This is a genomic window from Streptomyces sp. NPDC051921, assembly GCF_040680975.1.
Taxonomy (GTDB): Bacteria; Actinomycetota; Actinomycetes; order Streptomycetales; family Streptomycetaceae; genus Streptomyces.
In genome coordinates, this window is record NZ_JBFAXU010000006.1 from 37594 (window position 1) to 62880 (window position 25287).

Consider the following 25287-nt stretch of genomic DNA (forward strand, 5'->3'; position numbering starts at 1 on the left):
CCACGGCCTACCGTCGACGACATGGAGAGGCTGGGAGCGTTTCTGAAGAACCGTCGGGACCGGATCACGCCCGACGAGGCCGGGCTGCGCACGTACGGCACCTCGCGCCGTGTCCCCGGGCTGCGGCGCGAGGAACTGGCCCAGCTCGCCGGGGTCAGCGTCGGCTACTACACGCGGCTGGAACAGGGGCTGGCCGGATCCGCCTCCGAGCAGGTCGTCGACGCGCTGGCGCGGGTGCTGCGGCTGGACGAGGTGGAGAGCGCCCACCTGCGCAACCTCGCCCGGCAGTCCGGGCGTTCCGGTCTGAGCGAGCCCCCGTCCGAGTCGCCGGACGCCCGTGTCCTCGCGCTCCTCGCCGCACTGGACCCGGCTACCCCGGCGGTGCTCCTCGGCCGTCGCGGGGACATCCTGCACTGGAACCGCGCCGGGCACGCCCTCCTGGGCGGGGACTTCCCGTTCGGCGCCCCGCAGGACCCGGCCCGGCGGCCGTCCGTGCCGCGGACGTTCTTCCTGACCCCGTCCGCGCGCGATCTCTACCGCAACTGGTCCGAGCTGGCCGAGATCCACGTCGGCTACCTGCGCCTCACGGCGGGCCGTCACCCCACCGACGCACGGCTCGCCTCTCTGCTCGGCGAGATCATGATGGGCAGCGACACCTTCGCCGACATGTGGGCCACGGGCGACGTCCGCGACTGCACCACGGCCACCATGCACCTCCAGCACCCGACCGCCGGAGCCCTGAGCGTGACCTACCAGGTGTGGCTCCAGCCCGACAGCCTCGACCACCGTCTGGAGGTCTACACCCCCAACGATCCCGGCTCCGCGGACGCCCTGCGGAAGCTGCTCGCGATGCCCGCCGCGGATACACCGGGCCCGTGAGCGGTCCCGGCCCGCTGACGGCCCTGAGCACGGGGGCCGCCGCGCGGTGGGGCCGCGTCGTCTGCGGCCCGTTCCCGCTCGTGCTCACCCTTGGCGCGGCGGGTCCTCGACGGGCAGACCGGCGGCGTGCGCCGCCTCGGCGAGGACCCCGCGCAGCATGTCCCGCGTCAGGCGGCCGGTGAAGACGTTGCGCTGGCTGACGTGATAGCAGCCGAAGACCGTGAGCGGACCGCCCGTCCCGTCCGGGGTCAGCGAGCCCGTCCCGTCCACCGGGGTCAGCGTTGCCCGCACGCCGTGCCCGAAGGCCGGGCGCGGCCGCGGTACCTCCCACCCGGCCTCGCCCAGCGCCGTCAGCGCCGCCTGCCAGCCGAAGGCGCCCAGCGCGACGACCGTGCGCAGGGTCGGGCGCAGCAACCGGGCCTCACGGGCCAGCCAGGGACGGCACGTGTCACGTTCCCCGGGCGTGGGGCGGTTGTCCGGCGGGGCGCAGTGCACCGGGGCGGTGACCCGCACGCCGAAGAGCTCCAGCCCGTCGTCCGGGCCGGTGACGGTCGCCCGGGAGGCCAGCCCCAGCTCGTACAGCGTCGCGAACAGCAGGTCACCGGACCGGTCGCCGGTGAACATCCGCCCGGTCCGGTTCGCGCCGTGCGCCGCCGGCGCGAGGCCGGTGATCAGGAGAGGGGCGTCCGTCGGCCCGAACCCGGGCACGGGCCGGCCCCAGTACTCGTGGTCGAGGAACGCCGCACGCTTCTCGTGGGCGGTCCGCTCGCGCCACGCCACCAGCCGCGGGCAGGCCCGGCACTCCACGAGCAGCGTGTCGAGCTCCGCCAGCGTGCGCGCCCGATCGGCGACCCGCAGCGGATATCCGTCCGCAGTGGACATCGTCGACCCGCCTTCCGACGCGTGATCGTGATCGGTCTCCCCTGCATCGTAGGCCTCGTTCGTCATCCGCCTCTCCGCCTCGACGGACGCCGGTGGTGAGCGTCATCTCGGTGCCCGGAAGCCGCCGATCCTCTGCTCGAGCAGTTCGGCCAGCCTCAGCGGGGTGCGGTCCTCGAACATCGGACCGATGAGTTGCACGCCCACCGGCAGGCCGTCGGGCGACAGGCCGGCCGGTACGGCGGTGGCGGGCAGGCCGGGCATGGTGGCCAGACCGGCCCAGACGAGCTGGTCGAGGAACGGGTACGCGGCGCCGTCGATGTCGATCCGGCGTCCCAGCAGATCGGGGTCGTGGTCGTGCGGGAAGGCCGGAGTCGGCGTGACCGGGCACACCACGGCGTCGTACTCGGCGAAGAGCTGGCGCCAGCCGTGACGGTGGAGCTGGCGACGGTCGTCCGCCTCGATCCAGTCGCGGTGGCTGGATGCCATCCCGCGCAGCCGCGCCGCGTCGAGGCTGCGGTCGTCCGCGCTCAGTCCGGCGGCGCGGGTACGCATCTGTTCGTGCGCCTCGGCGGGAAGACGGGCCCCGGAGCCGGCGAACAGCAGGCGCATGTAGAGCATGGCGGCTTCGGCCAGGTCGGGCAGCAGCGGAGTGTGCCGTACGACGTGGGCGCCGCCGTCGACGAGCGCGTCGGCCACCCGGTTCACACCGGCGCGCACAGCGGCCCCGGTCGGAAGGAGCGGGTGCTCCTCGAGGACCAGGACCCGGAAGTCGGCCAGCCGCTCGTGGCGTGCGCGCGGCAGCCTCAGGTCGTGCGCCACGCCGAGGGTCAGCGGGTCCGGCCCGGCCATGACGTCGAGCAGGAGCGTGAGGTCGCGGGCGGTGCGCGCCATCGGGCCGACGACGGCGAGGTCGAGGTCGACCGGCAGTGCCGGCGCGTGGGGCGGGACCATGCCGCGGTTCGGGACCAGTCCGAGCGTCGGCTTGTGCGCGTAGACACCGCAGAAATGCGCGGGGGTGCGCAACGAACCGCCGATGTCGGAGCCGATGGACAAGGCGCCGAACCCAGCGGCCAGGGCCGCCGCCGATCCACCGGACGACCCGCCAGACGTGCGAGCGTGGTCCCACGGGTTGTTGGTGGTGCCGTAGATCTCGTTGAAGCTCTGCAGATCCTGCAGCCCCGAGGGCACGTTGGTCTTCCCGAGCACCACCGCGCCGGCGGCCCGGAGCCGCGACACCTGTAGCGCGTCCTCGGCCGGCACGAAGTCCCGGTACATCGGTATGCCCCAGGTCGTGGGCAGTCCGGCGACGTCGTAGGACTCCTTGACCGTCACCGGGACACCGAGCAGTGGCCGGTCCTCGCCCCGGGCGCGCGCCTGGTCGGCATCACGCGCGGCGGCCCGCGCACGGTCGAAGTCCGGCACGCAGATGGCGTTGATCCCCTTGTCGTCCCTCTCCACGTGAGCGATCGCCTCGTCGGTCAGCTCCGTCGACGTCACCTCACCGGCACGCAGGGCGGCGGCGAGTTCTTCTGCGGTCTGAAGGTTCCACTCCATGATGAGGGACCGTACCGACCTGTCGGGGAGGTCATAAAACACTGTTTCGTACAACCGGATACAGGCCAGAACGAGACGGATCCGGCCGAGGCGGAGACGCGTCCCACGGCCGGTGACCGGGCTCATGCGTCGCCGCGCACCCGGCGGGCCGTGTCGCGCAGCCACCGGGCGCTGCGCTTGGGGGTGCGCGCCTGTGTCGCGTAGTCGACGTGGACGAGCCCGAAGCGCTGGGCGTAGCCGTAGGCCCATTCGAAGTTGTCGAGGAGCGACCAGGCGAAGTAGCCGCGGACGTCGGCGCCGGCCGCCCGGGCGCGGGCGACCGCGGCGAGGTGGGCGGAGAGGTAGGCGGTGCGCTCCTGGTCGTCGACGTGTCCGTCCGCGTCGGGGACGTCGGTGTAGGCGGCGCCGTTCTCGGTGATCACCATCGGGGTGCCGGGGTAGTCACGGGCGATGCGGAGCAGCAGGTCGGTGAGGTCGTGGGGCATGACCTCCCAGCCGGGCCCGGTGACGGGCAGGCCGCCGTGCGGGAGGGCGCGGGTGACGGGGCGGCCCAGGGAGTCGGTGGTGGCGCCGTCGGTGCCGGTGCCGGAGGTCTTCATGGAGCGGTAGTAGTTGACGCCGAGGGTGTCGACGGGGGTGGCGATGGTCTCCAGGTCGCCGTCGCGGACCGGGATCGTGACGCCCCGCGCGCCGAGGTCGGCGACGAGGTCGTCCGGGTAGCTGCCGCGCAGGACCGGGTCGAGGTAGAAGCGGAAGCCGAACGCGTCGGCGCGGCGGGCGGCTTCGCGATCGGTGGGGGTGTCGGTGGCGGGGGCACTGGTGCCGAGCAGGTGGGTGACGGCCAGGTCGAGGGGGCGCGTGGCGTCGGCCCGCAGGCGGAGGGCGGCGAGCCCGTGCGCGAGGTGCAGATGGTGCACGGCGGCGACGCCGTCGGCGAGGGAGCGTCCGCCGGGCGCGTGCACGCCTTCCACGTGTCCGAGGACCGCCGAGCAGAACGGCTCGTTGAGGGTGGTCCAGTGGGCGACGCGGTCGCCGAGCCGGTCGTGGACGAGCGCCGCGTAGTCGGCGAAGCGGTGGGCGGTGTCCCGGGCGGGCCAGCCGCCGGCGTCCTGGAGTTCCTGGGGCAGGTCCCAGTGGTAGAGGGTCAGCCAGGGCGTGATGCCCCGGCCGAGGAGTTCGTCGACCAGTCGGTCGTAGAAGGCGAGTCCGGCCGGGTTCGCGGGGCCGCGGCCGCCGGGCTGGACGCGCGGCCAGGAGACGGAGAAGCGGTAGGTGTCGAGGCCGAGGTCCGCCATCAGTGCGACGTCCTCGGGCATGCGGTGGTAGTGGTCGCAGGCCGTGTCCCCGGTGTCGCCGTTGTCGACGGCCCCCGGGACGCGGCAGAAGGTGTCCCAGATGGAGGCGGTCCGACCGTCCTCGGCCGCGGCGCCCTCGATCTGGTAGGCGGAGGTGGCCGCGCCGATCCGGAAGTCCGGCGGGAGTCGGTCGATCAGGGCGTCGTCGTCGGGGAAGCGGTCTTGTGCGGGCATGCGGGGGCGCTCCGGGTGCGGGCCGTCCGGGGCGGCCCGGGCGCCGCGACGGGCGTCCGGGCCGCCCCGAACGGGGTGGGCGGGGTCAGGGAAGTCGGTGGTCGGCGTTCAGTACGGCTCCGCGCTCGGGGTGGTTCTGGTCGTAGCCGCGGGTGTCGCACTGGAGGCCGCCGACGACGCAGTGGTCGACCAGGGCCTTGAGGGTGCGTTCCTCCCACGCGTTGAAGAAGTCGTAGTGGAAGGAGTAGCCGCGCCCGCTGGACAGGCGGACCTGGCTCATGTCGCCGTTGACCGGGAAGGCCATCTTGAATTCGATCATCGGCAGGGCGACCGGGTGGGAGGCCGGGCACATGTTGTCGTTGGTGCCGGGCTTGACGACCGGGTAGGCCATGTGGCTCTTGTGGTCGGGGGTGTCGAGGTGCAGGCCGTTCCAGCAACTGGGTGCCTGGAAACGGATGTTGAGCTGGACGTCGGGCCGGCTCGGACAGCTCGCCGGGATGTCGACGTTGAAGAAGCTGTCACCGCATTCCCAGCCCTCGACGAAGCCCTTGTGGCTGCGGAACTCCTGGGCGGTCTGCGCCGGGCTGCCGACGACGAACCGCAGTCCCGTGGGGAAGGGTCGGACGCTCCGGTAGTCGGTGACGCCCGACTTGTAGTAGATGACCTGGGGTCCGACGGGCAGGATCTTCCGGTCGCCGTTGTAGAGGGAGGGCATCCAGTACGCCGAGGAGTCCGCGGGCGCGCTGCAGGTCGTGGGCCCGTTCGTGAGGGACGCGGTGGTCGAGTGGGCGTTGGTGGACGTGTTGCCCATGAACGTGTGGTCGTGGGAGGCACCGGGCTGTCCGGGGTAGACGATCGGGTCGTCCGGCGCGGTGTGGGTGACGGAGCAGTTGGCCTGGAACTCGTGGAAGTACGCCGGCGGGGGGACCGCCTGGGAGGGGGTGACCCCGGTGACCGGCGGGTTCGCGGGGATGTAGCCGTCTCCGTCGGCGTCGTCGGCCGAGGGGAGGGCGGACGCTCCCATGACGTGCCCGGCGTGGGACCGGTCGGCCGTCCGGACGGCCGGGGCGTCGCTCGGTGCCGAGGCGGCGGCGGTGAGGGCGTCGACCGACAGCGCCGAGACGCCGAGGGCGGTGGCGAGCAGTAAGGCGGACAGGGTCCGGCCGCGGATTCTCATGGTGTGCTCCTTCGCTTCTCCTCGGAGGGGACGGCGGCGTGGAGTCAGCTGTAGACGCCGAGCTCGTGGAGCGAGTAGCCCCAGCCGGTGCCGCGGGCGGTGAGCTGGAGCCGCACGTACCGCGCGGTGGCTCCGGCCTCCACGGTGTCGACGTCGCCGTTGCCGTCGCTCGTGGTGTGGATGGTGCGCCAGGTGCTTCCGTCGTCGGAGACCTGGACGTCGTAGGCGCGGGCGTAGGCCGGGTCCCAGACGAGCTGGAGGCGGCTGAAGGAGCGCACGGAGCCGAGGTCGACCCGGATCCACTGCGGGTCGCTCCAGTCGCTGGCCCAGCGGGTGGAGGGGTTGCCGTCGGTGGCGTTGGCCGCCGGGCAGGGGCAGTCGCCGTAGGAGGCCTGGAAGGAGGAGGCGGTGGTGGGCTTCCCCAGGGCGATGTTGGTGCCAGCGACGGGCGGGGCGACGACCTTCACGGATCTGCTCTCGATGCCGGCGTTGCCGTGGCCGTCCTCGGCCTGGATGTAGACCTTCCAGACACCGAGCTTCTCGGGTGCGGTGACGGCGAAGGTGCCGTTGCCGGTGGAACGCCATGACGCGTCGAGGAGCCGCTTGTCGCCGTTGGCGTAGTTTCCGCTGAGGTAGATCCTGGGTGTGATCGGGTCGCCGTCGGGGTCGCGGAGGTCGGCGCGGACCGTGAACTCACGGCCGGCCGGGGCAGCGGAGGCCGGGCTCACGGTCATGCCCGTGATGACCGGCGGGGTGTTGTCGCCCGCGGTGGAGCCGGTGTAGGCCTTCTTGACGGCGTAGTACGACAGGCGCTTCAGGCCGTCGGGCACGAGGTTGAACCAGACGCCGCCGAAGTCGTGTTCGAGGCCGTAGTGGAAGAGCGTGGCGCCGAGGGCGACGCCCTGGTGGCCGGTGACGCAGCCCCACGCCTTGGTGTAGCCGTCGGCCTTCTGCACGTCGGTCGGCTCGTCGGGGACGCCGTTGGCGTCGTCGGGGACCTCCCATTCGCCGGCGGGGCCGCCCTCCGTGATGATGTACGGCTTGGTGTACCCGCCGTCGATCCAGTCCTGGCGCACTCCGCAGACGTCTCCGTAGGAGTTCATCGCGTACAGGTCGAGGTCCGGGGCGTTGCGCTTGTAGTACGGCCAGGCCCCGGTCCACGCGTCCGTCGAGGTCACGGGGTGGTCGGGGTCGATGGAGTGGATCTTCTTGGCGACGTCGTTGACGAAGGTCGTGTACGCGTTGCGCTGGGCTTCGAGTTCGGCGCCGCCGTAACAGTTCTGCAGGCCGAGGACGGACTCGTTGCCGACGTTCCACATGAGCGTGGCGGGGTGGGACTTGTAGGTGTCGACCCACTTGGCGAACTCGGTGAGCATGGTGTTCTTGTACGTCGTGTCGGTGACGTAGTCGACGCAGCCGCCGGAGCCGGGGCCGCCGCCGGGCTGGAGCCAGAAGCCGTTGATCACCCGGACGCCCTGCGCGGCCGCGGCGTCGAGCAGGGGCTTCGAGGCGGCGTCGGTCCCCCACGTACGGACGGTGTTGACGCCCAGGGACTTCACGGCGGGCATGTGGCGGCCGGCGTCCGCGAGGGCCGGGCCCCAGGTGACGCCCTTGACGGTGTAGGGCTGACCGCCGACGGTCAGCCGCCAGTTGCCCTGCGAGCCGGTGACCCGTACGGCGCCCCCGGGGCCGGGCGGTGTGGTGCCGCCGTCGCCGTAGACCCGGAACTCCCAGAGGGAGTAGCCGTATCCGGTGGCGCGGGTGACGCCCTGGAGGCGTACATAGCGGCCGGTGCCGGACACCGTCAGTTCGTCGGTGCCGCCGTCTCCGGAGGTCACGGACCTGACGGTGCGCCAGTCGGTGCCGTTGTCGGAGAGCTGGACGTCGTAGGCCTTGCCGTAGGCGCCCTCCCAGTTCAGGACGACGCGGGAGATGTTCGCGCTCGCTCCGAGATCGACCTGGAGCCACTGATCGTCGCTCCACTGGCTGGCCCAGCGGGTGCCGGTGAGGTCGCCGTCCACGGCGGCGGAGGCGGCGTAGCCGGCGCCCTCGGTCGAGGAGGCGGTGGCGGTCTTCCCCTGGGAGAGGAGGGTTTCGGCGGCGGTGGCGGGGGCCGCGCTCAGCACGGTGGCGGAGGTGGCCAGCAGGGCGCCGAGGGACACGAGCGAGGCCGTGGTGCGGGCCCGCCTTCGTGAGGTCGGGGCGGTGGTCATGGGGGCTCCTGGGCGGGGGTGGAGGGAGGGGATCGCCTTCCGGGCGGCGCGGCGGGGACGTGGAACGCCGCCCGGAAGGGGTCGGGGGCCGGGAGCGCGCCGGTCTGCGCGCGCCCCGGCGGGGCCGTCAGGGGAAGGAGACGACCGTGGAGGGCACGGTGGAGGTGCCGGCGGGGATGGTGGACGCCCCGGTGTCGTTGATGACGTGGTTGTAGTGCCCCATGCCTCCGAGGGACACCACCAGGAGGCTGTGGAACCTCACGCCCGGCTTGACGGGCGTCTTGAAGCCGTGGTCCTGGACGATGGTCGGGTCCACGTTGTAGTTGCAGTAGCTGCCCAGGCCCCAGGCCTCGTGCGTGGTGACCGAGTCGTCGACGCGGTAGGCCGCGTAGCCCTTGGTGGCGCCGTTCTGGATGGCGGCCTGGTCGGGGGCGTCGTACGCCTTCTCGTTCTGGTAGAAGATCGTGCGTCCGCGCTCGCCGTACCACTCGACGTCGTACTTGTTGAAGTGCTCGACGAAGAGGCCGGTGGCCAGTACGTCGTCGCCGTTGACGCGGACGCCGTAGTCGGCTCGGTTGGTCTCCCAGCCGACGCCGTCGCCGTGGTCGGCGCGCCAGACCCAGGTGTGGTCGACGATGACGTCGTCGCTGTTGACGACCATGCTGGTGGTGGCCTTGCCGGGGCCGGCGCCGCCGACGCGGATGTAGACGTCCTGGACGGTGGTCGGGTCGGCGGCGTGGTCGGCGGCCGCGTTCTGCGGGCCGAGTTCCAGCAGGACCGGCGAGTTGACCGGTCCGGCGTCGACGAGGAAGCCGGCGAGGCGGACCCCGTCGACGTCGGCGACCTTCATCGCGGCGACGCCGTTGTCCGGGACGAGCGTGGCGAGGCCGAGGCCGAGCACGATGGTGCCGGGGCGGCCGATCTCGATCGGCCGGTCGACGTGGTGGACGCCGGGTGTGAAGAGCAGGTGCAGGCCCTGCTGGACGGCCTGGTTCATGGTCGCGGCGCTGGTGCCGGGCTTGACGACGTAGAACCGGGCGAGCGGGATCTTCTCGCCCTGCGGGGTGCCGTTCGCCCAGGTGGTGCCGCGGGCGTTGGTCCGCTTGGCCGGGGAGAAGACCTTGTACTGGTTGTCCTCCCAGATCAGGTACGGCTTCTCACGGGAGATCGGGGTGGTGTCGAGGGTGGTGTAGCGCGGCTCGGGGAAGGAGGTCGCCGGCGCGCCCTCGGTGCCGGAGAAGACCTGGTTCCAGACGCTGTTGGACCAGCCGCCGATCGTGCTGTCGCGGGTGTACCACTGCTGCTGCGAGTAGTTGCCGACCTGGCCGTCGATCTTGGAGTCGGCGATGTAGCCGCCCGAGGCCCAGCCGTAGCCGTTGGGGGCGAGGTTGAGGCCGCCCTTGACGTGCATGCGACGGAACGAGGACGCCTGGGAGACGGCCCACCGGTCGGTGCCGTTCACGGGGTTGAGGGCGAGTCCCTCGGCGCCGCGCCAGAAGTTCTGGGTGGCGTTGCCGTTGAACCAGCCCGCGTCCACGGTGACGTCGCCGTTGATGGTCGTGTCGTCGGGGCGCACGCCGAGGCCGGCGATCTGGGTGTAGAAGCCGAGCTGGGCGTTGAGGCCGTTGTACGTGCCGGGCTTGAGGAGGAAGGCGTGCCGGCCCGTGCCGAACTGGGCCGACTCCTGCTGCTGGAAGACGGCGTCCAGCTGGGCCTGGAGGCCGGGTGTGGACGGGTCGAAGACGTGCACGTTCGGGCCGAGGTCGCCGCCGCCGGGCAGCTGCGTGCCGGTGCCGTCGGTGGAGCCGTAGAGCTGGAACTCCCAGAGGGAGTAGCCGTATCCGGTGCCCCGGGTGAGGCCGTTCACCCGGACGTAGCGGCCCGAGCCGTTGAGGGTGACCTCGTCGGTGCCGCCGTCGCCGGCGCTGACGGCGGTGACGGTGCGCCAGTCGGTGCCGTTGTCGGAGGCCTGGATTTCGTAGCTCTTGCCGTACGCGGCCTCCCACGTCAGGACGGCCCTGCTGAGCTGCCGGGCGGCGCCGAGGTCGACCTGGAGCCACTGGGGGTCCTGCCACTGGCTGGCCCAGCGGGTGCCGAGGTCGCCGTCGACGGCGGCGGAGGCGGGGAAGGCGGCTCCTTCGACGGTGGAGGCGGTCGCCGTCCTCCCCTGCGAGAGCAGGGTGTCGGCGGCATGGGCCGGGGCGGTGGGGACGACCGCGAGCAGGGTGCCGGCCAGGGAGGCGACGAGGGCGCCGACCGTGGAGCGGCGGAGTGAGGATGCGGGGCGCCGGCGTGCCGGCGGGGACCCTAGGGAGGACATGGGTCTCCTCGGTGATACGGGACGGACACATGGGAGAGCGCTCTCCGAAACCATGCACGGGGGCGGAGCGGGCGGTCAAGGTGTGCGACACGGCTTTTCTTTTGGCTTGCATTAAGCATCGATCGCACCGCGGGCGGGGCTTGTCGCCGCCTCCTCGCCCACCGGACACACGGCACCGATAAAGTGCGCGGATGGGGAATCGGGGACCGACCCTGGAGGACGTCGCACGTGAGGCGGGGGTGTCACGCGCGACGGTGTCCCGCGTGGTCAACGGCGTGCGGAACGTGGCACCGGAGATCCAGGAATCCGTCCGCGCGGCCGTCGCCCGGACCGGCTACACGCCCAACCAGGCGGCCCGCTCGCTGGTGACCCGGCGCACCGGCGCGGTCGCCCTTGTCCTCTCGGCGACCGGCGGCTCCTTCACCGCCCGGCTCTTCTCCGATCCCTTCTTCGGACGGGTGGTCGACGGCGTGCTCCCGGTGCTGCGTGAGCGCGGCGTGCAGCCGGTGCTGCTCGTCGCCGAGTCCGAGCCGGCCCGGCTCCAGCTCGTCGAGTACCTGCGGCGCGGCGGCGCCGACGGGGCCGTCGTGGTGCCGCTCGACGAGGACGACCCGCTGCCCGGGATGCTGGTCGCGGCCGGCCTTCCGACGGTGCTCTTCGGGCGCCCGCCTGCCGGGGTCCGCTGCGGCTGGGTCGACCTGGACAACGCCGCGGGCGCGCGGCTCGTGGCCGAACACCTGTGGGCGACCGGACGGCGGCGGCCGGCGACCATCGCGGCGCCGGTGTCGGCGCCGACCGCACGCGAGCGGCTCGACGGCTTCACGGCGGCGCTCACCGCGCGCGGAGCGGGCGCGGTCCCGGTCGAGCGGGGCCGGTTCACCGAGGAGAGCGGCCGGGAGGCGATGGCCCGTCTGCTCGAACGGCACCCGGACGTCGACGCGGTGTTCGCCGCCAACGACCTGATGGCCCGCGGCGCCTGCCGCCTCCTCGCGGAGCGGGGCGTCGCCGTGCCGGGGACCGTCGCCGTGGTCGGCTTCGACGACTCGGTGGCGGCCCGGGACGCCACTCCCCCGCTCACCACCGTGCACCAGCCGGTGGAGGAGATGGCGGCCGCGATGGCGGGGCTGCTGCTCGCCCAGCTCGACGCGGGCTCGCCGGTAGCCGGCTCGAAGGTCTTCGAGCCGGTGTTGGTGGTCCGGGAGTCGGCCTGATCCCTGGCGGCTCGGCCTTCCAGCGCGTCCAGCGCGACGACCTGCCGTGCGATGCGTCCGGCGGACCAGGTGCCGAGCCAGGAGGCGAACTCCCCGCCGTAGGAGCGCGGCACCAGACGCCTGCCGTCGGCGAGCTCGACGCGTCGGACGGAGTGGTGGAGCCCCCCGTCGAGAGGGGTGCTCCGGATCACCGTCGCCGGCCCGACGGCACGGCGCAGGCGCCCGGCGGTCTCTTCGGGTCCGGGGCGGGAGCGCGGAGCGGCGGTGTCGGGTATGGGGCGCTCCTGGTCTCCGCGGCCGGGACGGGGGTCCCCGCAGCGCGGCGCGGAAGGCCGTCCCGCGGTGGGCGGGACGGCCTTCCGGGCGGTCACGTGGGTGGCGGTCAGCCGTGCAGCTCCCGGTGGGCGCGGATGAGTTCGGCGTAGCGGCGGCCGCTGGTCTTCACCGTCCGCTTCTGGGTGGCGTAGTCGACGTGGACGAGGCCGAAGCGCTTGTCGTAGCCGTACGCCCACTCGAAGTTGTCCAGGAGCGACCAGGCGTAGTAGCCGGCGAGCGGGACGCCCTTGCGCACGGCGCTCGCGCAGGCGGCGAGGTGCCCCTCCAGGTAGCGGGTGCGGTCGGGGTCGTGCACGGCGCCGTCGGGGCCGACGGTGTCGGGGAAGGCGGAGCCGTTCTCGGTGACGTACAGCTCGCGGACGCCGTAGTCCTCGGTGAGCCGCAGGAGCAGGCCCTCCAGGCCGGCCGCCTCGATCTGCCAGTCCATGCCGGTGCGCGGCACGTCGGGGAGGCGGACCTCGCGGGCGTACGGGGCGGGTCCGGTCGGGTCGTCGGCGACGGTGACCGGGAAGTAGTAGTTGAGGCCGTGCCAGTCCAGGTCGGCGGCGATGGTCTGCAGGTCGCCGGGACGCTCGGGGAGGTCGACGCCGTACAGCTCGCGCATGTCGGTGGGGAAACCGCGGCCGTACACCGGGTCGAGCCACCAGCGGTTGCTGTGCCCGTCCATGCGGCGGGCGGCGGCGAGGTCCTCGGGGCGGCCGGAGGCGGGGGCGACCGTGGAATGGTTGGTCACCAGGCCGACACGGGCTCCGGGGGCGGCGGCCCGGATCGCCGCGGTGGTCAGCCCGTGACCCAGGAGCAGGTGGTACGAGGCGCGGACGGCGGCCGTCAGGTCGGTGAGGCCCGGCGCCATCCGGCCTTCCAGGTGCCCGATCCAGGCGGAGCAGAGGGGTTCGTTGAGGGTGGCCCAGCGGGTGACGCGGTCGCCGAGGCGGCCGGCGACGACGGAGGCGTAGGCGGCGAGGTGTTCGGCGGTCTCGCGGGAGGTCCAGCCGCCGCGGTCCTGGAGGGCCTGCGGGAGGTCCCAGTGGTAGAGGGTGACAGAGGGCGTGATGCCGGCGTCGAGGAGGGCGTCGACGAGCCTGTCGTAGAAGTCGAGTCCGGCGGCGTTGACGGGCCCGTCGCCGCCGGGGACGACCCGGGGCCAGGCGATCGACATCCGGTAGGCGTCGGTGCCGAGTTCCTTCATGAGGGCGATGTCCTCGGGCCAGCGGTGGTAGTGGTCGCACGCGACGTCCCCGTGGTCACCGTTGTCGATCGCGCCGGGGACGCGGGAGAAGGTGTCCCAGATGGAGGGGGCGCGGCCGTCCTCGGCGACGGCGCCCTCGATCTGGTACGCGGAGGTCGCGGTGCCCCAGGCGAAGGAGGGCGGGAAGGCCGCCAGGTCAGGCTGGGCGGCGCCGTCGGTGTCGGGGGCGGGGGCGGACACGGGGAAGGACACGGAGGACCTCTTCGAGTTCGGTGGAGAGAAGGGCGTCACTTGACCGCACCCGCGGTGAGGCCGGCGACGAGGTAGCGCTGGAGGAGCAGGAACCCGACGACGACGGGCACGCTCACGACGAGGGAGGCGGCCATCACCTGGTTCCAGTACACGTCGTTCTGGGTGGCGTAGCCCTGGAGACCGACGGCGAGCGTGCGGGTGGTGTCGTTGGTCATGACCGAGGCGAACAGGACCTCGCCCCAGGCGGTCATGAAGGCGTAGACGGCGACGGCGACGATGCCGGGCCGGGCGGCGGGCACGATCACGCGGAAGAGCGCGCCGATCGGGCCGCAGCCGTCGACCTTCGCCGCCTCGTCGAGCTCGCGCGGGATCGAGTCGAGGTACCCGGTGAGCATCCAGATGGAGAACGGCAGCGAGAAGGTCAGGTAGGTGAGGATCAGGCCTTCGCGGGAACCGAAGAGGGCGAGGCCGGTGGCGTTGCCGATGTTGACGTAGATGAGGAAGAGCGGCAGCAGGAAGAGGATGCCGGGGAACATCTGCGTGGACAGGACGGTGACCGTGAAGAGCCGCTTGCCGCGGAAGGTGTAGCGGCTGACGGCGTACGCGGCGAAGATCGCGACGGCCACGGAGAGCACGGTGGCGGCGCCCGCGACGACGATCGAGTTCACGAAGTAGTCGGCGAGCGGGACCGTGTCCCAGATGTCCGCGTACGGGCGCAGGGTGAGTCCGGACGGGATCCATTCGAACGTGCCCGAGACGTCCTCCAGCGGCTTCAGCGAGCTGGACACCATGACGTACACCGGCAGCAGGACGAAGCCGGTGAGCAGGGTGAGGACGATCCGCCGGGTCCAGAGGAAGGAGCGGGGCGGGGCCATCGGGGAGCACGGGCGGGTCGCGCTCCCGTGAGCGGCGTCAGACATCGGAGGTCTTCCTTCCGCGGGAGGTGAGCAGGAGGTAGACGCCCGTGACGAGGAGCAGGAAGAGCAGCAGGAGGACGGACATGGCCGAGCCGGTGCCGAAGTTCCACGTCTGGAAGGACGACTGGTAGATGTGCAGCGAGATGAGGTCCGCCGCTTCCGGGGCCGCCTTGCCGAAGAGCACGAACGGCGTGTTGAAGTCGTTGAAGGTCCACAGGAAGAGGACCAGTACGAGGACCTGGTTGACCGGGCGCAGGGACGGCAGGGTGATGTGCCGGATCTGCCGCCAGATGCCGGCACCGTCGAGCGCGGCGGCCTCGTACATCTCGCGGGGGACGTTCTGGAGGCCGGCCATCACGGTGAGGAAGGCGAACGGCCAGCCCTTCCACACGGAGACGGCGAGCAGCGCCCAGAAGCTGTTGTCGCCGATCAGCCAGAAGGCGGGGCTGTCGCCGATGCCGAGCTGGTCGTGCAGGACGTGGTTGATGAGGCCGTTGTCGCGCTGGAACATGAACGCCCAGGTGATGACGGCCGCGTAGACGGGCAGGGCGTACGGGACGAGGAACAGCGTGCGCAGGACTCCCCGGCCGCGGAAGTTCTCCTGGAGGAGGATCGCGGCGGCCGTGCCGAGGAGCCAGCACAGGCCTACCGAGAGCACGGTGAACTGGCAGGTGGTCAGGAAGGACTTCAGCAGCGACTTCCCGACGGCCGCATCGAAGTCGAGCGAGACCGAGAAGTTGTCGAGTCCGGACCAGGGCGCGGCCGCCCAGTCGCGGATGGAGAACTGGGTGAGCTCCTTGAAGCTCATGGCGATGCCCATGAGCATCGGCACGAGGTGGACGAGGAGTTCGAGGAGCAGGGCGGGCAGGAGCAGGACGTAGGGCAGTGCGAGGCGGCGACGCCCGGAGCGGCGTGCGGTGCGCGCCCCTCCGGGTGTGGCCTTGCGCACCGCCGGCTCGGTTGCGGGAGTGACGGCGGTCTGGGTCATGGGACCGGGGCCTACTTCTTCGGCATCTGCTGCTGGGCCTTTTCGAGCTTGGCCTTCACGGACTCGGTCGTCACCGGCCGGCCGGCGGCGGCGTCGGCGAACAGCTCCTTGACGGCGGTGCCGACGACCGTCTCGAACTGGGACTCCTCCGGGACCTGCGGGAGGGCCGCGGCGCTGGAGGCGAGGGTGTCGCGGATGACGGCGAGGGACGGGCCGGCGAAGGCCGGGTCGTTCTGCGCGGTCCTGACCGGCGGCACCGAGCCGTACGACTTGTTGAGGAGGACCTGCTCCTTGTCGCTGGTCATGAACTTCACGAACTTCAGGGCGCCGTCGCGGTTCTTCGTGTTCTTGAACACGGCCATGTTGATGCCGGCGACCATCGAGTTGGTGGCGGTTCCGGTGTCCAGGTTGCCGGACGGGACGGGGGCGGGAACGACGCCCCACTCCTCCTCGGTCATGCCCTGGGACGCGAAGGTCTGGGACGGGGTCTGCCAGAGGACCATGCCCGTCCTGTCCTTGGCGAAGTCGCTCAGGGACTGGTTCTGGGCGTACTCGGCGTTGCCCGGGGCGACGATCTTGTCGGCGGCCATCAGGTCGACGTACTGCTTGACGGCGGCGACGGCGCCGTCGGAGGTGAAGTCGGGCCTGCCGTCGGAGGTGAAGAAGTCGGCGCCGTGCTGCTTGCCGAGGACGAAGACCTGGTGGATGTTGTTGGAGAGGTTGGAGCCCTCGACCCCGATGCCCCACTTGCCGTCCTTGCTGAGCTTCTTGCCGGCGGCGACGACCTCGTCCCAGGTCGTCGGCGGCTTCGCTATGCCGGCGTCCTTGAACATCTGCTTGTTGTAGTAGAGCGCGTAGGCCATCGAGTAGAGCGGGACGGCGGCCGGGTCCTGTCCGGGGGCACCGGTGGAGCCGAGGGCGGAGTCGACGAAGCGGTCCTTGCCGCCGATGGCCCCGAAGTTCTTCTCGTCCCAGGGCAGCAGGGCGCCGGTGGCCTGGAGGGAGGCGCTCCAGGTGTTGCCGATGTTGAGGACGTCCGGGCCCTGGCCCGAAGTGGTGGCGGTGAGGATCCGGTTGAGCAGGTCGGACCACGGGATCACCTCCAGCTTCACCTTGATGCCGGTCTCCTTCTCGAACCGGTCGAGTTCGGGCTGGAGGACCTTCTTGTCGACCTCCAGGCTGGAACCCTGGTTGGTGGCCCAGTAGGTGAGGGTCTTCGACGCCTGGCCGCCGCCGTCCGCTCCCCCGCCGCCGCAGGCGGCTGCGGTGAGGACGAGGGAGAGGGTGACGGCACCCGTGACGGCGGCTCTGATTCTGCGCATGGCTCCTGGTCCCTTTCAGGGAAGGCGGGAGTACCGACAGGGCGAGCGCCCGGACCGCTCGACGCCGCATCGGCTTAATTTAGGATGTGAGTTAAACCCCAAGAGAAAGTCGCGTCAAGGCTTGTCGTGCGGGTATGTTGCAGCGGACGACTACGACGGACGGGGACGAGAGTGCACGCGAAGAGTGGCCGCACGGTGCGCGACCTGCGGCGCGAGAACCGGACGGCGGTGCTGCGGAGGCTCTACTTCGACGGTCCGATGAGCCGGCTCATGCTGGGTCCGGCGACCGGGCTCTCCTCGGGGTCGATCAGCAACGTGGTCGCCGAGCTGGTCGCCGAGGGGCTCGTGGAGGAGGCCGGCAGTGTCGACTCCGCGGGCGGGCGCCCGCGCACCCTGCTGCGGATCACGCCGGGCAGCGGCTGCATGATCGGCGTGGACATCGGCGAGACCCGGGTGCGGATCGAGCTGTTCGATCTCGCGCTCACCGAACTCGCCCGCACCGAGCGCCCGCTGGCCACCTCGGGGCCGCGGACCGCGCGGTACGAGGTCGCGGTGGTCGTGGGCCACCTGAGGGACGGCATCGCCGAGGTGCTGCGTACGGCGGGCGTGCCCGCGGAGCGGCTGCTCGGCGTCGGGATCGGTGTGCCCGGCATCGTCGAGCGGACGCCCGAGGAGGGGGCGGTGGTGCACGGGCAGACGATCGGCTGGGACGCGGTGCCGCTCGAGCGGCTGCTCCGCGAGACGGTCGCCCTGCCGGCGGAGGTCCCGTATCGGATCGAGAACGGCGCCAAGACCCTTGGTCAGGCCGAGATGTGGTTCGGCGCCGGCCGCGGGGCCCGTAGCGCCGTGGTCGTGCTCTTCGGCTCCGGCGTCGGCGCGTGCGCGGTGACGGATCCGCTGGGCCCCGGGCAGGCGCTGGAGTGGGGCCATCTGACCGTACGGGTGCGGGGGCGCCGCTGCCGCTGCGGCGCTCAGGGCTGCCTGGAGGCGTACGCCGGAGCGGAGGCACTGCTCGAACGGTGGCGGGAGGCGGGCGGCGAACCGCCGGCGGGCGCCGACGAGGAGACGGCCCTGACCGCGATGCTCGCCGCCGCCTACCCGACGCCGGCCGGGCCGGGGGCCGCGGACAGGGGGCCTGCGGACACGGGGCCTGCGGGGACCGGACCTGCCGGGCCGGGGCCTGCCGCAACGGGGTCTATCGCGCCGGGACCTGTCGGGCCGGGACCTGCCCCAACAGGACCTGCCGGGACGGGACCTGCCGGAACGGGACCTGCCGGAACGGGACCTGCGGAGACCCGAGCGACCGTGCCCGGGCCGTCCGAGGCCGACACGGCGGGGACCGGGTCGTCCGCGGCCGGGGCATCCGTGCCCGCCCCGTCCGACACCGAGACCGGCGGGACTCGGGCGTCCGCGGCCCGGGCCGAGTCCTACCCGGCCTGCGTCTCCGGGACGGCTGTGGCCGGGCCCGGGTCGCCCGGCGCGGCGCCGGACGCGGTCGCGCTCGCGGTCCTCGACGAGACCGCCGAGTACCTGGGCGCCGGGCTGGCCGACCTCATCAACCTCTTCCAGCCGGACCGGATCCTCGTCGGCGGCTGGGCCGGGCTCCAGCTCGGCTCCCGGTTCCTCGCCACCGTGACGGCGTACGCCCGCGCGTACGCGCTCCGCCACCCCGGCGGCCGGACGGAGATCGCGCTCGGCACTCTCGGACCCGAGGCCGTCACCGTCGGGGCCGGACTGTTGCCACTGGTCGACTTCTTCGCCCAGGGCGGGCGCCGCCCCGAGCACGCGCCGAGCATCCCGGCGCCCGCCTGGCAGACCGCCCTGCGGGACCGGGCCTCCACCTGAGTCCAGGGCCCGCACCGGTCGGGCGTACGCGGCGGACCGGCCGTGCGGGCGCCCCGGGGGGCGGGGCCGAGCCCGGCCGAAGTGGCGAGGAGCGGCGTCCGCCCGGCCCGGCAGGCCCGGCGTCGACCGCACGGCCCCGCGCGCGCCGGCCCCGACTCCCCCGGCGCCGGCGTCGAGCTTCCCCTTCGTGCGGGAGAGCCGACGGGCCGGTCCGCGCGTCCTCAGCAGGCCGTCAGGCGGAAGGCGTCCAGGGCCAGGGTCATCTCCGTGAGGTCCCTCGGCCGGGACAGGGACCGGGACGTCAACTGCTCCAGGCGGCGCAGCCGGTTGAAGACCGTGTTGCGGTGGCAGTAGAGGCGGGCAGCCGCCCGGCCCGCCGAACCCTCGCACTCCAGCCAGACGTCCAGTGTCTCCAGCAGGATCGCGCGGTCGGCCGGGTCCAGTTCCAGCAGGCCGCCCAGGACGTCCGTCACCAGGAGGCCCGCCAGCTCCGGCTGCCCGACCACCAGGGCGCCCGCCATCCGGCGGTCCAGCCGGACGATCTGCCGTGAGTCCGGCGGACTGGTCCGCAGAGCGAGCTCCGCGAGCCTGCGTGCTCGTCCCAGCTCCAACAGCCCCGTCACCACGGGGCTGATCCCTCCGGGCCCCGGGCAGCGCCCGTCGAGCAGCTCGGACAGCGCGTCCAGCCCGACGCCCTCCGCCAACGACACCACCCCGATCTCGCAGTCCGCGCCCATCCGCCACAGGAACCGCACGCCCGCCCCCTGCACCCGCCGGTGGAAGGGCTCGGGCACCTCCCGCCGGTCGGGCCGCAGGACCACCACCGCGTACCGGCCGTGCTCCGGCAGATCCAGGCCGGCCGCCGCCCGCGAGCTCACCTCCGTCGAACACTGGCCGTGCAGCAACGCGTCGAGGAGCGCCTGGAGCTGCTCGTCGGTACGCCGCCTCAGCTCCCGTTCCGTCGCCCGGTACGCCTCCGAAGCGGTGTCCGCCTGCGCGTCCACGGCCTGCCAGACCATGGTCGCCGACTGGGTCAGCACCGCCAGTCTCGACGGGTGGGCCGAGGCGTCGTCGATCAGCGCCTCCCACACCAGATGGCCTGCGTGCCGGTAGGCGTGCACCACCAGTTCCAGCGGCATCCCCTGCTCGGCTCGCCGCCGTCCCAGCTCGTCGGCGTGCTCCAGGTCCCGCCGGGGCGAATCCCGCGGCGCCGAGATCATCTCGATCCCGATCCGCAGCGCCTCGTGGGCCTCCCGCCAGTGCTGGTCGTGCGGCACGATCCGGCCGTACGCAGGCTCGTACGCGAGCAGTTCCCTCAGGTGCTCGTCCACCAGCTGGGGCAGCCGCCGCAGAAGCGCCGTACACGCCTCGGCCAACAGCTTCCAGTCATCACCGGTCCGTGGTCTGCGCCGTCCCATGCCCGGAGGATGCCACCCCGCCCCCCTTCCCGGCAGGCCCCTGACACGCGGTGTTGTGCCCGTGCACAACCCGTACCTGCACCGGCTGGGCACCGGCAGCGTTTCGGGCTCCGCACGTGGACGGGCGGCCACCGCGGTGCTGGGGTGACGCCACTGAACGGGCCACGGAAGGGGAAACATGGGAGGGACCGGACTCGCCCTCGAGGTCACGGACCTGTCGGTGGGATACGGACCGGTACGCGCCCTGAGGCAGGTGTCGCTCACCGTGCCGGAAGGCGCCGTCGTCACCGTTCTCGGCGGCAACGGCGCGGGGAAGTCGACTCTGCTGAGGGCCGTGTCGCGAACGCTGTCGTTCCACGGCGGGGCCGTCACCTCCGGCTCCGTCACCTTCGGGGGGCGGCCGATCGACGGGCTCGCGCCGGACCGGGTCGTCGCCGCCGGAGTCTCCCAGGTGCCGGAAGGCCGGCAGGTCTTCGCGCGGATGACCGTGGAGGACAACCTGCGGGCCGGGGCGCTCGGTGCGCCGGGTGACCGGAGGGCGAAGGCGTCGGCCCTGCGACGGGTCCACGGGCTCTTCCCCGTTCTCGCCGACCGGTCCCACCAGCGCGCCGGACTGCTGTCGGGCGGTGAACAGCAGATGCTCGCCGTCGGACGCGCGTTGATGGCCTCGCCGAAGCTGCTCCTCCTCGACGAGCCCTCGCTGGGCCTCGCGCCGCTCATGGCGGCCCGGATCGCCGACACGATCCGCGAGATCAACTCCCAGGGCACCGCCGTCCTCCTCGTCGAGCAGAACGCGGCGCTCGCGCTGCGGCTCGCCGACCGGGCGTACGTCCTGGAGGTCGGCGAGGTCGCCCTGTCCGGCCCGGTCGCCGAACTCGCCGCCTCCGACGAGGTACGGCGCCGCTACCTGGGCGTCGTCGACGAGGACCAGGACACGGACGGGTCGTACGCCGCCGTCGCGCACCCCGTGCTCACCCGCTGGGAGGAGATCCGATGAGCGGACCCGCCGCTCGTGGCTCGGACGCTGGTGGTCCGGGGCGTCCGCCCACCGCACCCGGCGAGGGCACCGCGGCGGACGCCCGGTCCCCAGGGCCCACCACCCCGAAGGGTCTCGCCTCGGTGCCCGCCCTCGAAGTCCGTGACGTCACGGTCCGCTTCGCGGGGCTGACCGCGCTCGACGCGGTCTCCTTCACCGTCCGTCCCGGCACGGTGCACGCCGTCATCGGACCCAACGGAGCCGGCAAGTCCACCTGCTTCAACGTGCTCTCCGGCGTCTACAGGGCGAGCTCGGGGAGCGTCCGGCTCGGCCCGCACGAACTCACCACCCTGCCTCCGCACGAGATCGCCGGGCTGGGCGTCGCCCGCATCTTCCAGAACCTCGCACTCCCGCCCCGCGCCACCGTCGAGGACAGCCTGATGCTCGGCCGTCACCGGCTCACCCGTACCGGCTTCCTCGCCGCCGGGCTCCGGCTGCCCTCCGCCGCCCGCGAAGAGGCCCGACACCGTGCCCGCGTCCGTGAGATCGCCGCCTTCGTCGGCCTGGAGAAGCAGCTCACGCAGCCTGCCGGATCCCTCCCCTACGGGCAGCAGAAGCTCGCCGAACTGGCTCGCGCCCTCTGCATGGAGCCCACCCTCCTGCTCCTCGACGAACCCGTGGCCGGCATGACCGCCGACGAGCGCCGCCGTACCGCGGCCGTCATCGCCGGCGTCCGCGACAGCCTCGGGATCTCCATCGTCCTCGTCGAGCACGACATGGGCGTGGTGATGCGGCTGGCCGACGCCGTCACCGTCCTCGACTTCGGCCGCCGGATCGCCGACGGCGCGCCCGGCGACGTCCAGAACGACCCCGCGGTCGTCCGCGCCTACCTCGGAGAGGAGACCGCCGGGTGACCACCTTCGCCGAACTCCTGCTCAACGGCGTCTCGCTGGGATCCGTCTACGCCCTCATCGCCCTCGGTTTCGTGGTGATCTTCCGCGCCACCGAGGTCGTCAACTTCGCCCACGCCTCCTTGCTGCTCGCGGGCGGCTACGTGACCGCGGTGCTCCACGACAGCATCGGTTTCTGGCCGGCGCTGGCGGCCGGGATCGCCGGCGCGGCCCTCGTCGGCGCCGCCGTCGAGTTCCTCGTGATGCGCCGCTACCGCGGCTCCGACCAGAGTGTCCTCGCCATCGTCACCATCGGTGTCGACATCCTGCTGGCCACCGAACTGACCCGTCGCATCGGCACCGACATCCTGTCTCCCGGCGACCCGTGGGGCGACGACGTCGTCACCATCGGTCCGGTCACCCTGGCGCAGACCCGCATCGCGGCCCTGCTCGTCGCCGGGCTGCTCATCACCGCCTTCCTGCTCGCCTTCCGCCACACCTCCTGGGGCGTCGCCATGCGCGCCGCCGCCGAGAACCGGGAGACCGCGGCCCTCATGGGCGTCCGGCTCGGCCGGGTCTCGCTCGGCGCCTGGACGGTGGCCGGCGGCCTCGCCGCCGTCGCCGCGCTCTTCCTCACCGTCTTCCCGACCCCCGGCCTGGAGCGCACCACCTCCCTCGCCGCGATGAAGGCCTTCCCCGCCGCCATCCTCGGCGGACTGGACTCCACCACCGGCGCCCTCGTCGGCGGCCTGGTGGTGGGGGTCACCGAGTCCCTCGCCACCGGCTACCAGGGCGATCTGACCTTCCTCGGCCGCGGCATCGGCGATCTCGCCCCGTACCTGGTGATGGTCGCCGTGCTCCTCCTCCGCCCTGCCGGGCTCTTCGGCACGAAGGAGCTGTCCCGTGTCTGACGCGCTTCCCCGCCGTGGAACGGCTCGCCTCGCCCGGCCCCGGGTCGTCGCACGGGCCGCCGCCGGACTCGTGCTCGTCGCCCTGCCCTTCTACCTGGACCGGTTCTGGATCCAGGCCGGGCTCTTCGCCATGGCGGCCGCGATCGGCGCCATCGGCATCAACCTGCTGACCGGTGCCACCGGTCAGCTCTCCATGGGCCACGCCTTCTTCCTGGCCGTCGGCGCGTACGGCTACTGCGCCTTCGCCGGGGACGGAGCGGACGGGCTGACCGGACTGGGCCTGCCCGGCTGGGTCGCCGCCGCCCTCGCCGTCGCCCTCGCGGGCGCGGCCGGCGGGGTGTTCAGCCCCATCGCCGGTCGGCTGCGGGGCGCCTACCTCGGCATCGCGACCCTCGCCCTGATCTTCATCGGCCAGCACCTGCTGTTCAACGCCCACGACCTCACCGGTGGTTTCAACGGCCGCGCCGTGCCCCCGCTGAACCTCTTCGGCCTGACCTTCGACGACAACGAGCTGCTGATCGCCCAGGTGCCGTTCGGGTCGGCGGAGAAGCTCTGGTACGTGGGTCTCGTGCTCCTGCTCGCGGGTGCCCTCTTCGCTCGCGGCGTGCTCCGCGGCCGCCCCGGCCGGGCCATGAACGCGATCCGGGACCACCGGATCGCCGCCGGGGTGATGGGCGTCCCCGTGGCCCGCTACCGCGCCGCCGTCTTCGTCCTGTCATCCATGTACGCGGGACTGGCGGGGGTGCTGCTCGCGCTGGTCTTCCAGCGCACCGTGCCGGAGTACTTCGGCATGCTGCTCTCCCTCGAATACCTGGCCATGATCGTCATCGGCGGTCTCGGTTCGGTCGCCGGGGCGGTGGTGGGAGGCGTCTTCGTCTCCCTGCTGCCGCAGCTCCTCAACCGGTACAGCGACGCACTTCCCCTGGTCTCCGCCCCCGGGACAGGCGGGATCGCCCCAGGAGAAGCGGCCCGCTACCTCTACGGCGCCGCCGTCGTCGCGGTGGTGCTCTTCCTGCCCGGCGGCCTGGTCCGGCCGACCGCCCGGCCACGCGGGCGAACCGCCCAACCCTCGCACTCCTCTGGGGAGGAACGATGACCCACCGACGTCAGGCCTCGAGAACCACGGCCGTCGGGCTCGCCGCAGCCCTCGTCGTGCTGACCGCCGTCGGCTGCAGCTCCAAGGCCCGGTCCACCGACGACGCCGGCACCGGATCCGACGGGGTGAGGTCCGGCACGGGCGTCACCGACAGGACCATCGCCGTCGGTGCCCTCACCGACATGACCGGCGTGTACGCCACGCTCGGCAAGAGCGTCACCCAGGCGCAGCAGCTCTACGTGGAGCAGGTCAACGCGGCCGGCGGAATCTGCGGCCGACAGCTGGAGCTGACGGTCCGCGACCACGGCTACGACCCGCAGAAGGCGCTCTCCGCGTACACCGAGCTGGAACCGAAGGTCGCCGGCTACGTGCAGTTCATCGGCTCTCCGTTCGTCGCGGCCGTGAAGCAGCGCGTCGACGGCCGGGACAAGGGACTGGTGCTGCCGCAGGCCTGGTCGGCCTCGTTGCTGGGCTCCCCGTACATCCGCGTCCTCGGCTCCACGTACGACATCGAGACGATCAACGCCGTGGACTTCCTGGTGAAGGAGAAGGGGCTGAAGGCGGGCGACAGGCTGGGCCACGTCTACTTCGAGGGCGACTACGGCGAGAACGCGCTCAAGGGGTCGAAGTTCGCCGCCCGGAAGGCGGGTCTGACGGTCGTGGAGCAGAAGATCAAGCCCACCGACAACGACATGTCGGCCCAGGTCGCGGCGTTGAAGCAGGCGGGCGTCAAGGCGGTCGTCCTCAGCGCGGGCCCCCGGCAGGCCGCTTCGCTGGTCGGGGTCGCCGCGGCGGCGAAGCTGCTCGTACCCGTCATCGGCAACAACTCCGCTTTCGCCCCCCAGCTGCTCGGCACCCAGGCCGGACCCGCGCTGGAGAAGATGTACTGGTTCGCCTCTCCGAGTCTTCCGATCGGCGCCGGCACCCCGGCCGCGAAGAAGCTCGTCACGGACTACAAGGCCGCGTACCCGAACGACGGCCTCGACAACGGCGTCGTGGCCGGATGGACGGCGGCGAGCGTCTTCGGGGAGGCGCTCAAGAGGGCGTGCGACGCCAAGGATCTCACCCGGGAAGGCATCGGCAAGGCCCTGCTGACCCTGAACGCGTACGACGCCGGGTTCGGGACGCACGACTTCAGCGATCCGAAGGCGCCGTCCTCACGCGAGTCCGTGATCCTCCAGCCGGACAAGTCCGTCCCGGGCGGCATGCGGATCGTCCGTGAGCCGTTCGTCTCCGAGGCGGCGAAGGGCTTCACGCCGCAGGCCGGCTGAGCGCGCACCGCACCGGCGTTCGCCCGTTCGGCCCTCGACTACCTGGGCTCCACCGTCCGCCGAGGCCGGCGGCTGCGTCCTGCCCGCGAACCGGCGGGCCTTCCTGAGCAG

19 protein-coding genes are annotated in these 25287 nt (G+C 72.5%); 8 read left to right on the forward strand and 11 right to left on the reverse strand.

Annotation, left to right across the window (positions count from 1 at the left end):
• The first annotated feature begins 21 nt into the window (after window positions 1–21).
• Window positions 22–879, forward strand: coding sequence for a helix-turn-helix transcriptional regulator (locus AB0M16_RS10100; protein WP_365340850.1), 858 nt, complete (start codon window positions 22–24; stop codon window positions 877–879).
• 84 nt (window positions 880–963) lie between these two features.
• Here AB0M16_RS10100 and AB0M16_RS10105 read toward each other — a convergent pair whose 3' ends face one another.
• The 6 genes from AB0M16_RS10105 to AB0M16_RS10130 form a co-directional block, all read right to left on the reverse strand.
• Entirely contained in the window at window positions 964–1761 is a 798-nt protein-coding gene (locus tag AB0M16_RS10105) for a uracil-DNA glycosylase (protein ID WP_365340852.1), read from the reverse strand.
• 102 nt (window positions 1762–1863) lie between these two features.
• Window positions 1864–3315: an amidase gene (locus AB0M16_RS10110; protein WP_365340854.1), complete on the reverse strand. Its 1452-nt coding sequence runs from the start codon at window positions 3313–3315 to the stop codon at window positions 1864–1866.
• Between the two features lie 122 nt (window positions 3316–3437).
• The gene (locus AB0M16_RS10115; RefSeq protein WP_365340856.1) at window positions 3438–4844 is read right to left on the reverse strand and encodes a GH1 family beta-glucosidase; all 1407 of its coding nucleotides are present in this window, start codon (window positions 4842–4844) and stop codon (window positions 3438–3440) included.
• Window positions 4845–4929: 85 nt separating this feature from the next.
• The gene (locus AB0M16_RS10120; RefSeq protein WP_365340858.1) at window positions 4930–6021 is read right to left on the reverse strand and encodes a DUF1996 domain-containing protein; all 1092 of its coding nucleotides are present in this window, start codon (window positions 6019–6021) and stop codon (window positions 4930–4932) included.
• Window positions 6022–6065: 44 nt separating this feature from the next.
• On the reverse strand, window positions 6066–8234 hold the full coding sequence (locus AB0M16_RS10125) for a discoidin domain-containing protein (RefSeq protein ID WP_365340860.1): 2169 nt from the start codon (window positions 8232–8234) through the stop codon (window positions 6066–6068).
• Between the two features lie 127 nt (window positions 8235–8361).
• Window positions 8362–10554: a discoidin domain-containing protein gene (locus AB0M16_RS10130; protein WP_365340862.1), complete on the reverse strand. Its 2193-nt coding sequence runs from the start codon at window positions 10552–10554 to the stop codon at window positions 8362–8364.
• Between the two features lie 191 nt (window positions 10555–10745).
• Here AB0M16_RS10130 and AB0M16_RS10135 point away from each other — a divergent pair, with 191 nt between their 5' ends.
• A complete protein-coding gene (locus AB0M16_RS10135) occupies window positions 10746–11765 on the forward strand; it encodes a LacI family DNA-binding transcriptional regulator (RefSeq protein WP_365340864.1) in 1020 nt (339 codons plus the stop codon).
• 382 nt (window positions 11766–12147) lie between these two features.
• Here AB0M16_RS10135 and AB0M16_RS10140 read toward each other — a convergent pair whose 3' ends face one another.
• Genes AB0M16_RS10140 through AB0M16_RS10155 form a run of 4 tightly spaced genes read right to left on the reverse strand, consistent with a single transcriptional unit; the run spans window position 12148 to window position 16769 of the window.
• Window positions 12148–13542 (reverse strand): GH1 family beta-glucosidase, encoded by a 1395-nt coding sequence (locus AB0M16_RS10140; RefSeq protein WP_365340866.1) that lies wholly within the window; start codon window positions 13540–13542, stop codon window positions 12148–12150.
• Window positions 13543–13577: 35 nt separating this feature from the next.
• On the reverse strand, window positions 13578–14417 hold the full coding sequence (locus AB0M16_RS10145) for a carbohydrate ABC transporter permease (RefSeq protein WP_365341302.1): 840 nt from the start codon (window positions 14415–14417) through the stop codon (window positions 13578–13580).
• Between the two features lie 37 nt (window positions 14418–14454).
• Window positions 14455–15447, reverse strand: a complete 993-nt coding sequence (locus AB0M16_RS10150) for a sugar ABC transporter permease (RefSeq protein WP_365340868.1) — start codon at window positions 15445–15447, stop codon at window positions 14455–14457.
• 11 nt (window positions 15448–15458) lie between these two features.
• Window positions 15459–16769: an extracellular solute-binding protein gene (locus tag AB0M16_RS10155; protein WP_365340870.1), complete on the reverse strand. Its 1311-nt coding sequence runs from the start codon at window positions 16767–16769 to the stop codon at window positions 15459–15461.
• 171 nt (window positions 16770–16940) lie between these two features.
• On the opposite strand from AB0M16_RS10155, the gene AB0M16_RS10160 reads away from it, so the two are divergent.
• Window positions 16941–18614 (forward strand): ROK family protein, encoded by a 1674-nt coding sequence (locus AB0M16_RS10160; protein ID WP_365340872.1) that lies wholly within the window; start codon window positions 16941–16943, stop codon window positions 18612–18614.
• Between the two features lie 221 nt (window positions 18615–18835).
• Here the strand turns inward: AB0M16_RS10160 and AB0M16_RS10165 are convergent, their stop codons facing one another.
• Complete coding sequence (locus AB0M16_RS10165; protein ID WP_365340874.1) at window positions 18836–20032, reverse strand: helix-turn-helix domain-containing protein; 1197 nt, start codon at window positions 20030–20032, stop codon at window positions 18836–18838.
• 178 nt (window positions 20033–20210) lie between these two features.
• On the opposite strand from AB0M16_RS10165, the gene AB0M16_RS10170 reads away from it, so the two are divergent.
• The 5 genes from AB0M16_RS10170 (at window position 20211) to AB0M16_RS10190 (ending at window position 25176) form a co-directional block, all read left to right on the forward strand.
• The gene (locus AB0M16_RS10170; protein WP_365340876.1) at window positions 20211–21029 is read left to right on the forward strand and encodes an ABC transporter ATP-binding protein; all 819 of its coding nucleotides are present in this window, start codon (window positions 20211–20213) and stop codon (window positions 21027–21029) included.
• 122 nt (window positions 21030–21151) lie between these two features.
• Window positions 21152–21922, forward strand: coding sequence for an ABC transporter ATP-binding protein (locus AB0M16_RS10175; protein ID WP_365341304.1), 771 nt, complete (start codon window positions 21152–21154; stop codon window positions 21920–21922).
• Window positions 21919–22809 (forward strand): branched-chain amino acid ABC transporter permease, encoded by an 891-nt coding sequence (locus tag AB0M16_RS10180; protein WP_365340878.1) that lies wholly within the window; start codon window positions 21919–21921, stop codon window positions 22807–22809. Before AB0M16_RS10175 ends, AB0M16_RS10180 begins: the two co-directional genes overlap by 4 nt.
• A complete protein-coding gene (locus tag AB0M16_RS10185; protein ID WP_365340880.1) occupies window positions 22802–23905 on the forward strand; it encodes a branched-chain amino acid ABC transporter permease in 1104 nt (367 codons plus the stop codon). The genes AB0M16_RS10180 and AB0M16_RS10185 overlap by 8 nt, the downstream gene beginning before the upstream one ends.
• Window positions 23902–25176, forward strand: a complete 1275-nt coding sequence (locus tag AB0M16_RS10190; protein ID WP_365340882.1) for an ABC transporter substrate-binding protein — start codon at window positions 23902–23904, stop codon at window positions 25174–25176. The genes AB0M16_RS10185 and AB0M16_RS10190 overlap by 4 nt, the downstream gene beginning before the upstream one ends.
• The last annotated feature ends 111 nt before the right edge of the window (window positions 25177–25287 follow it).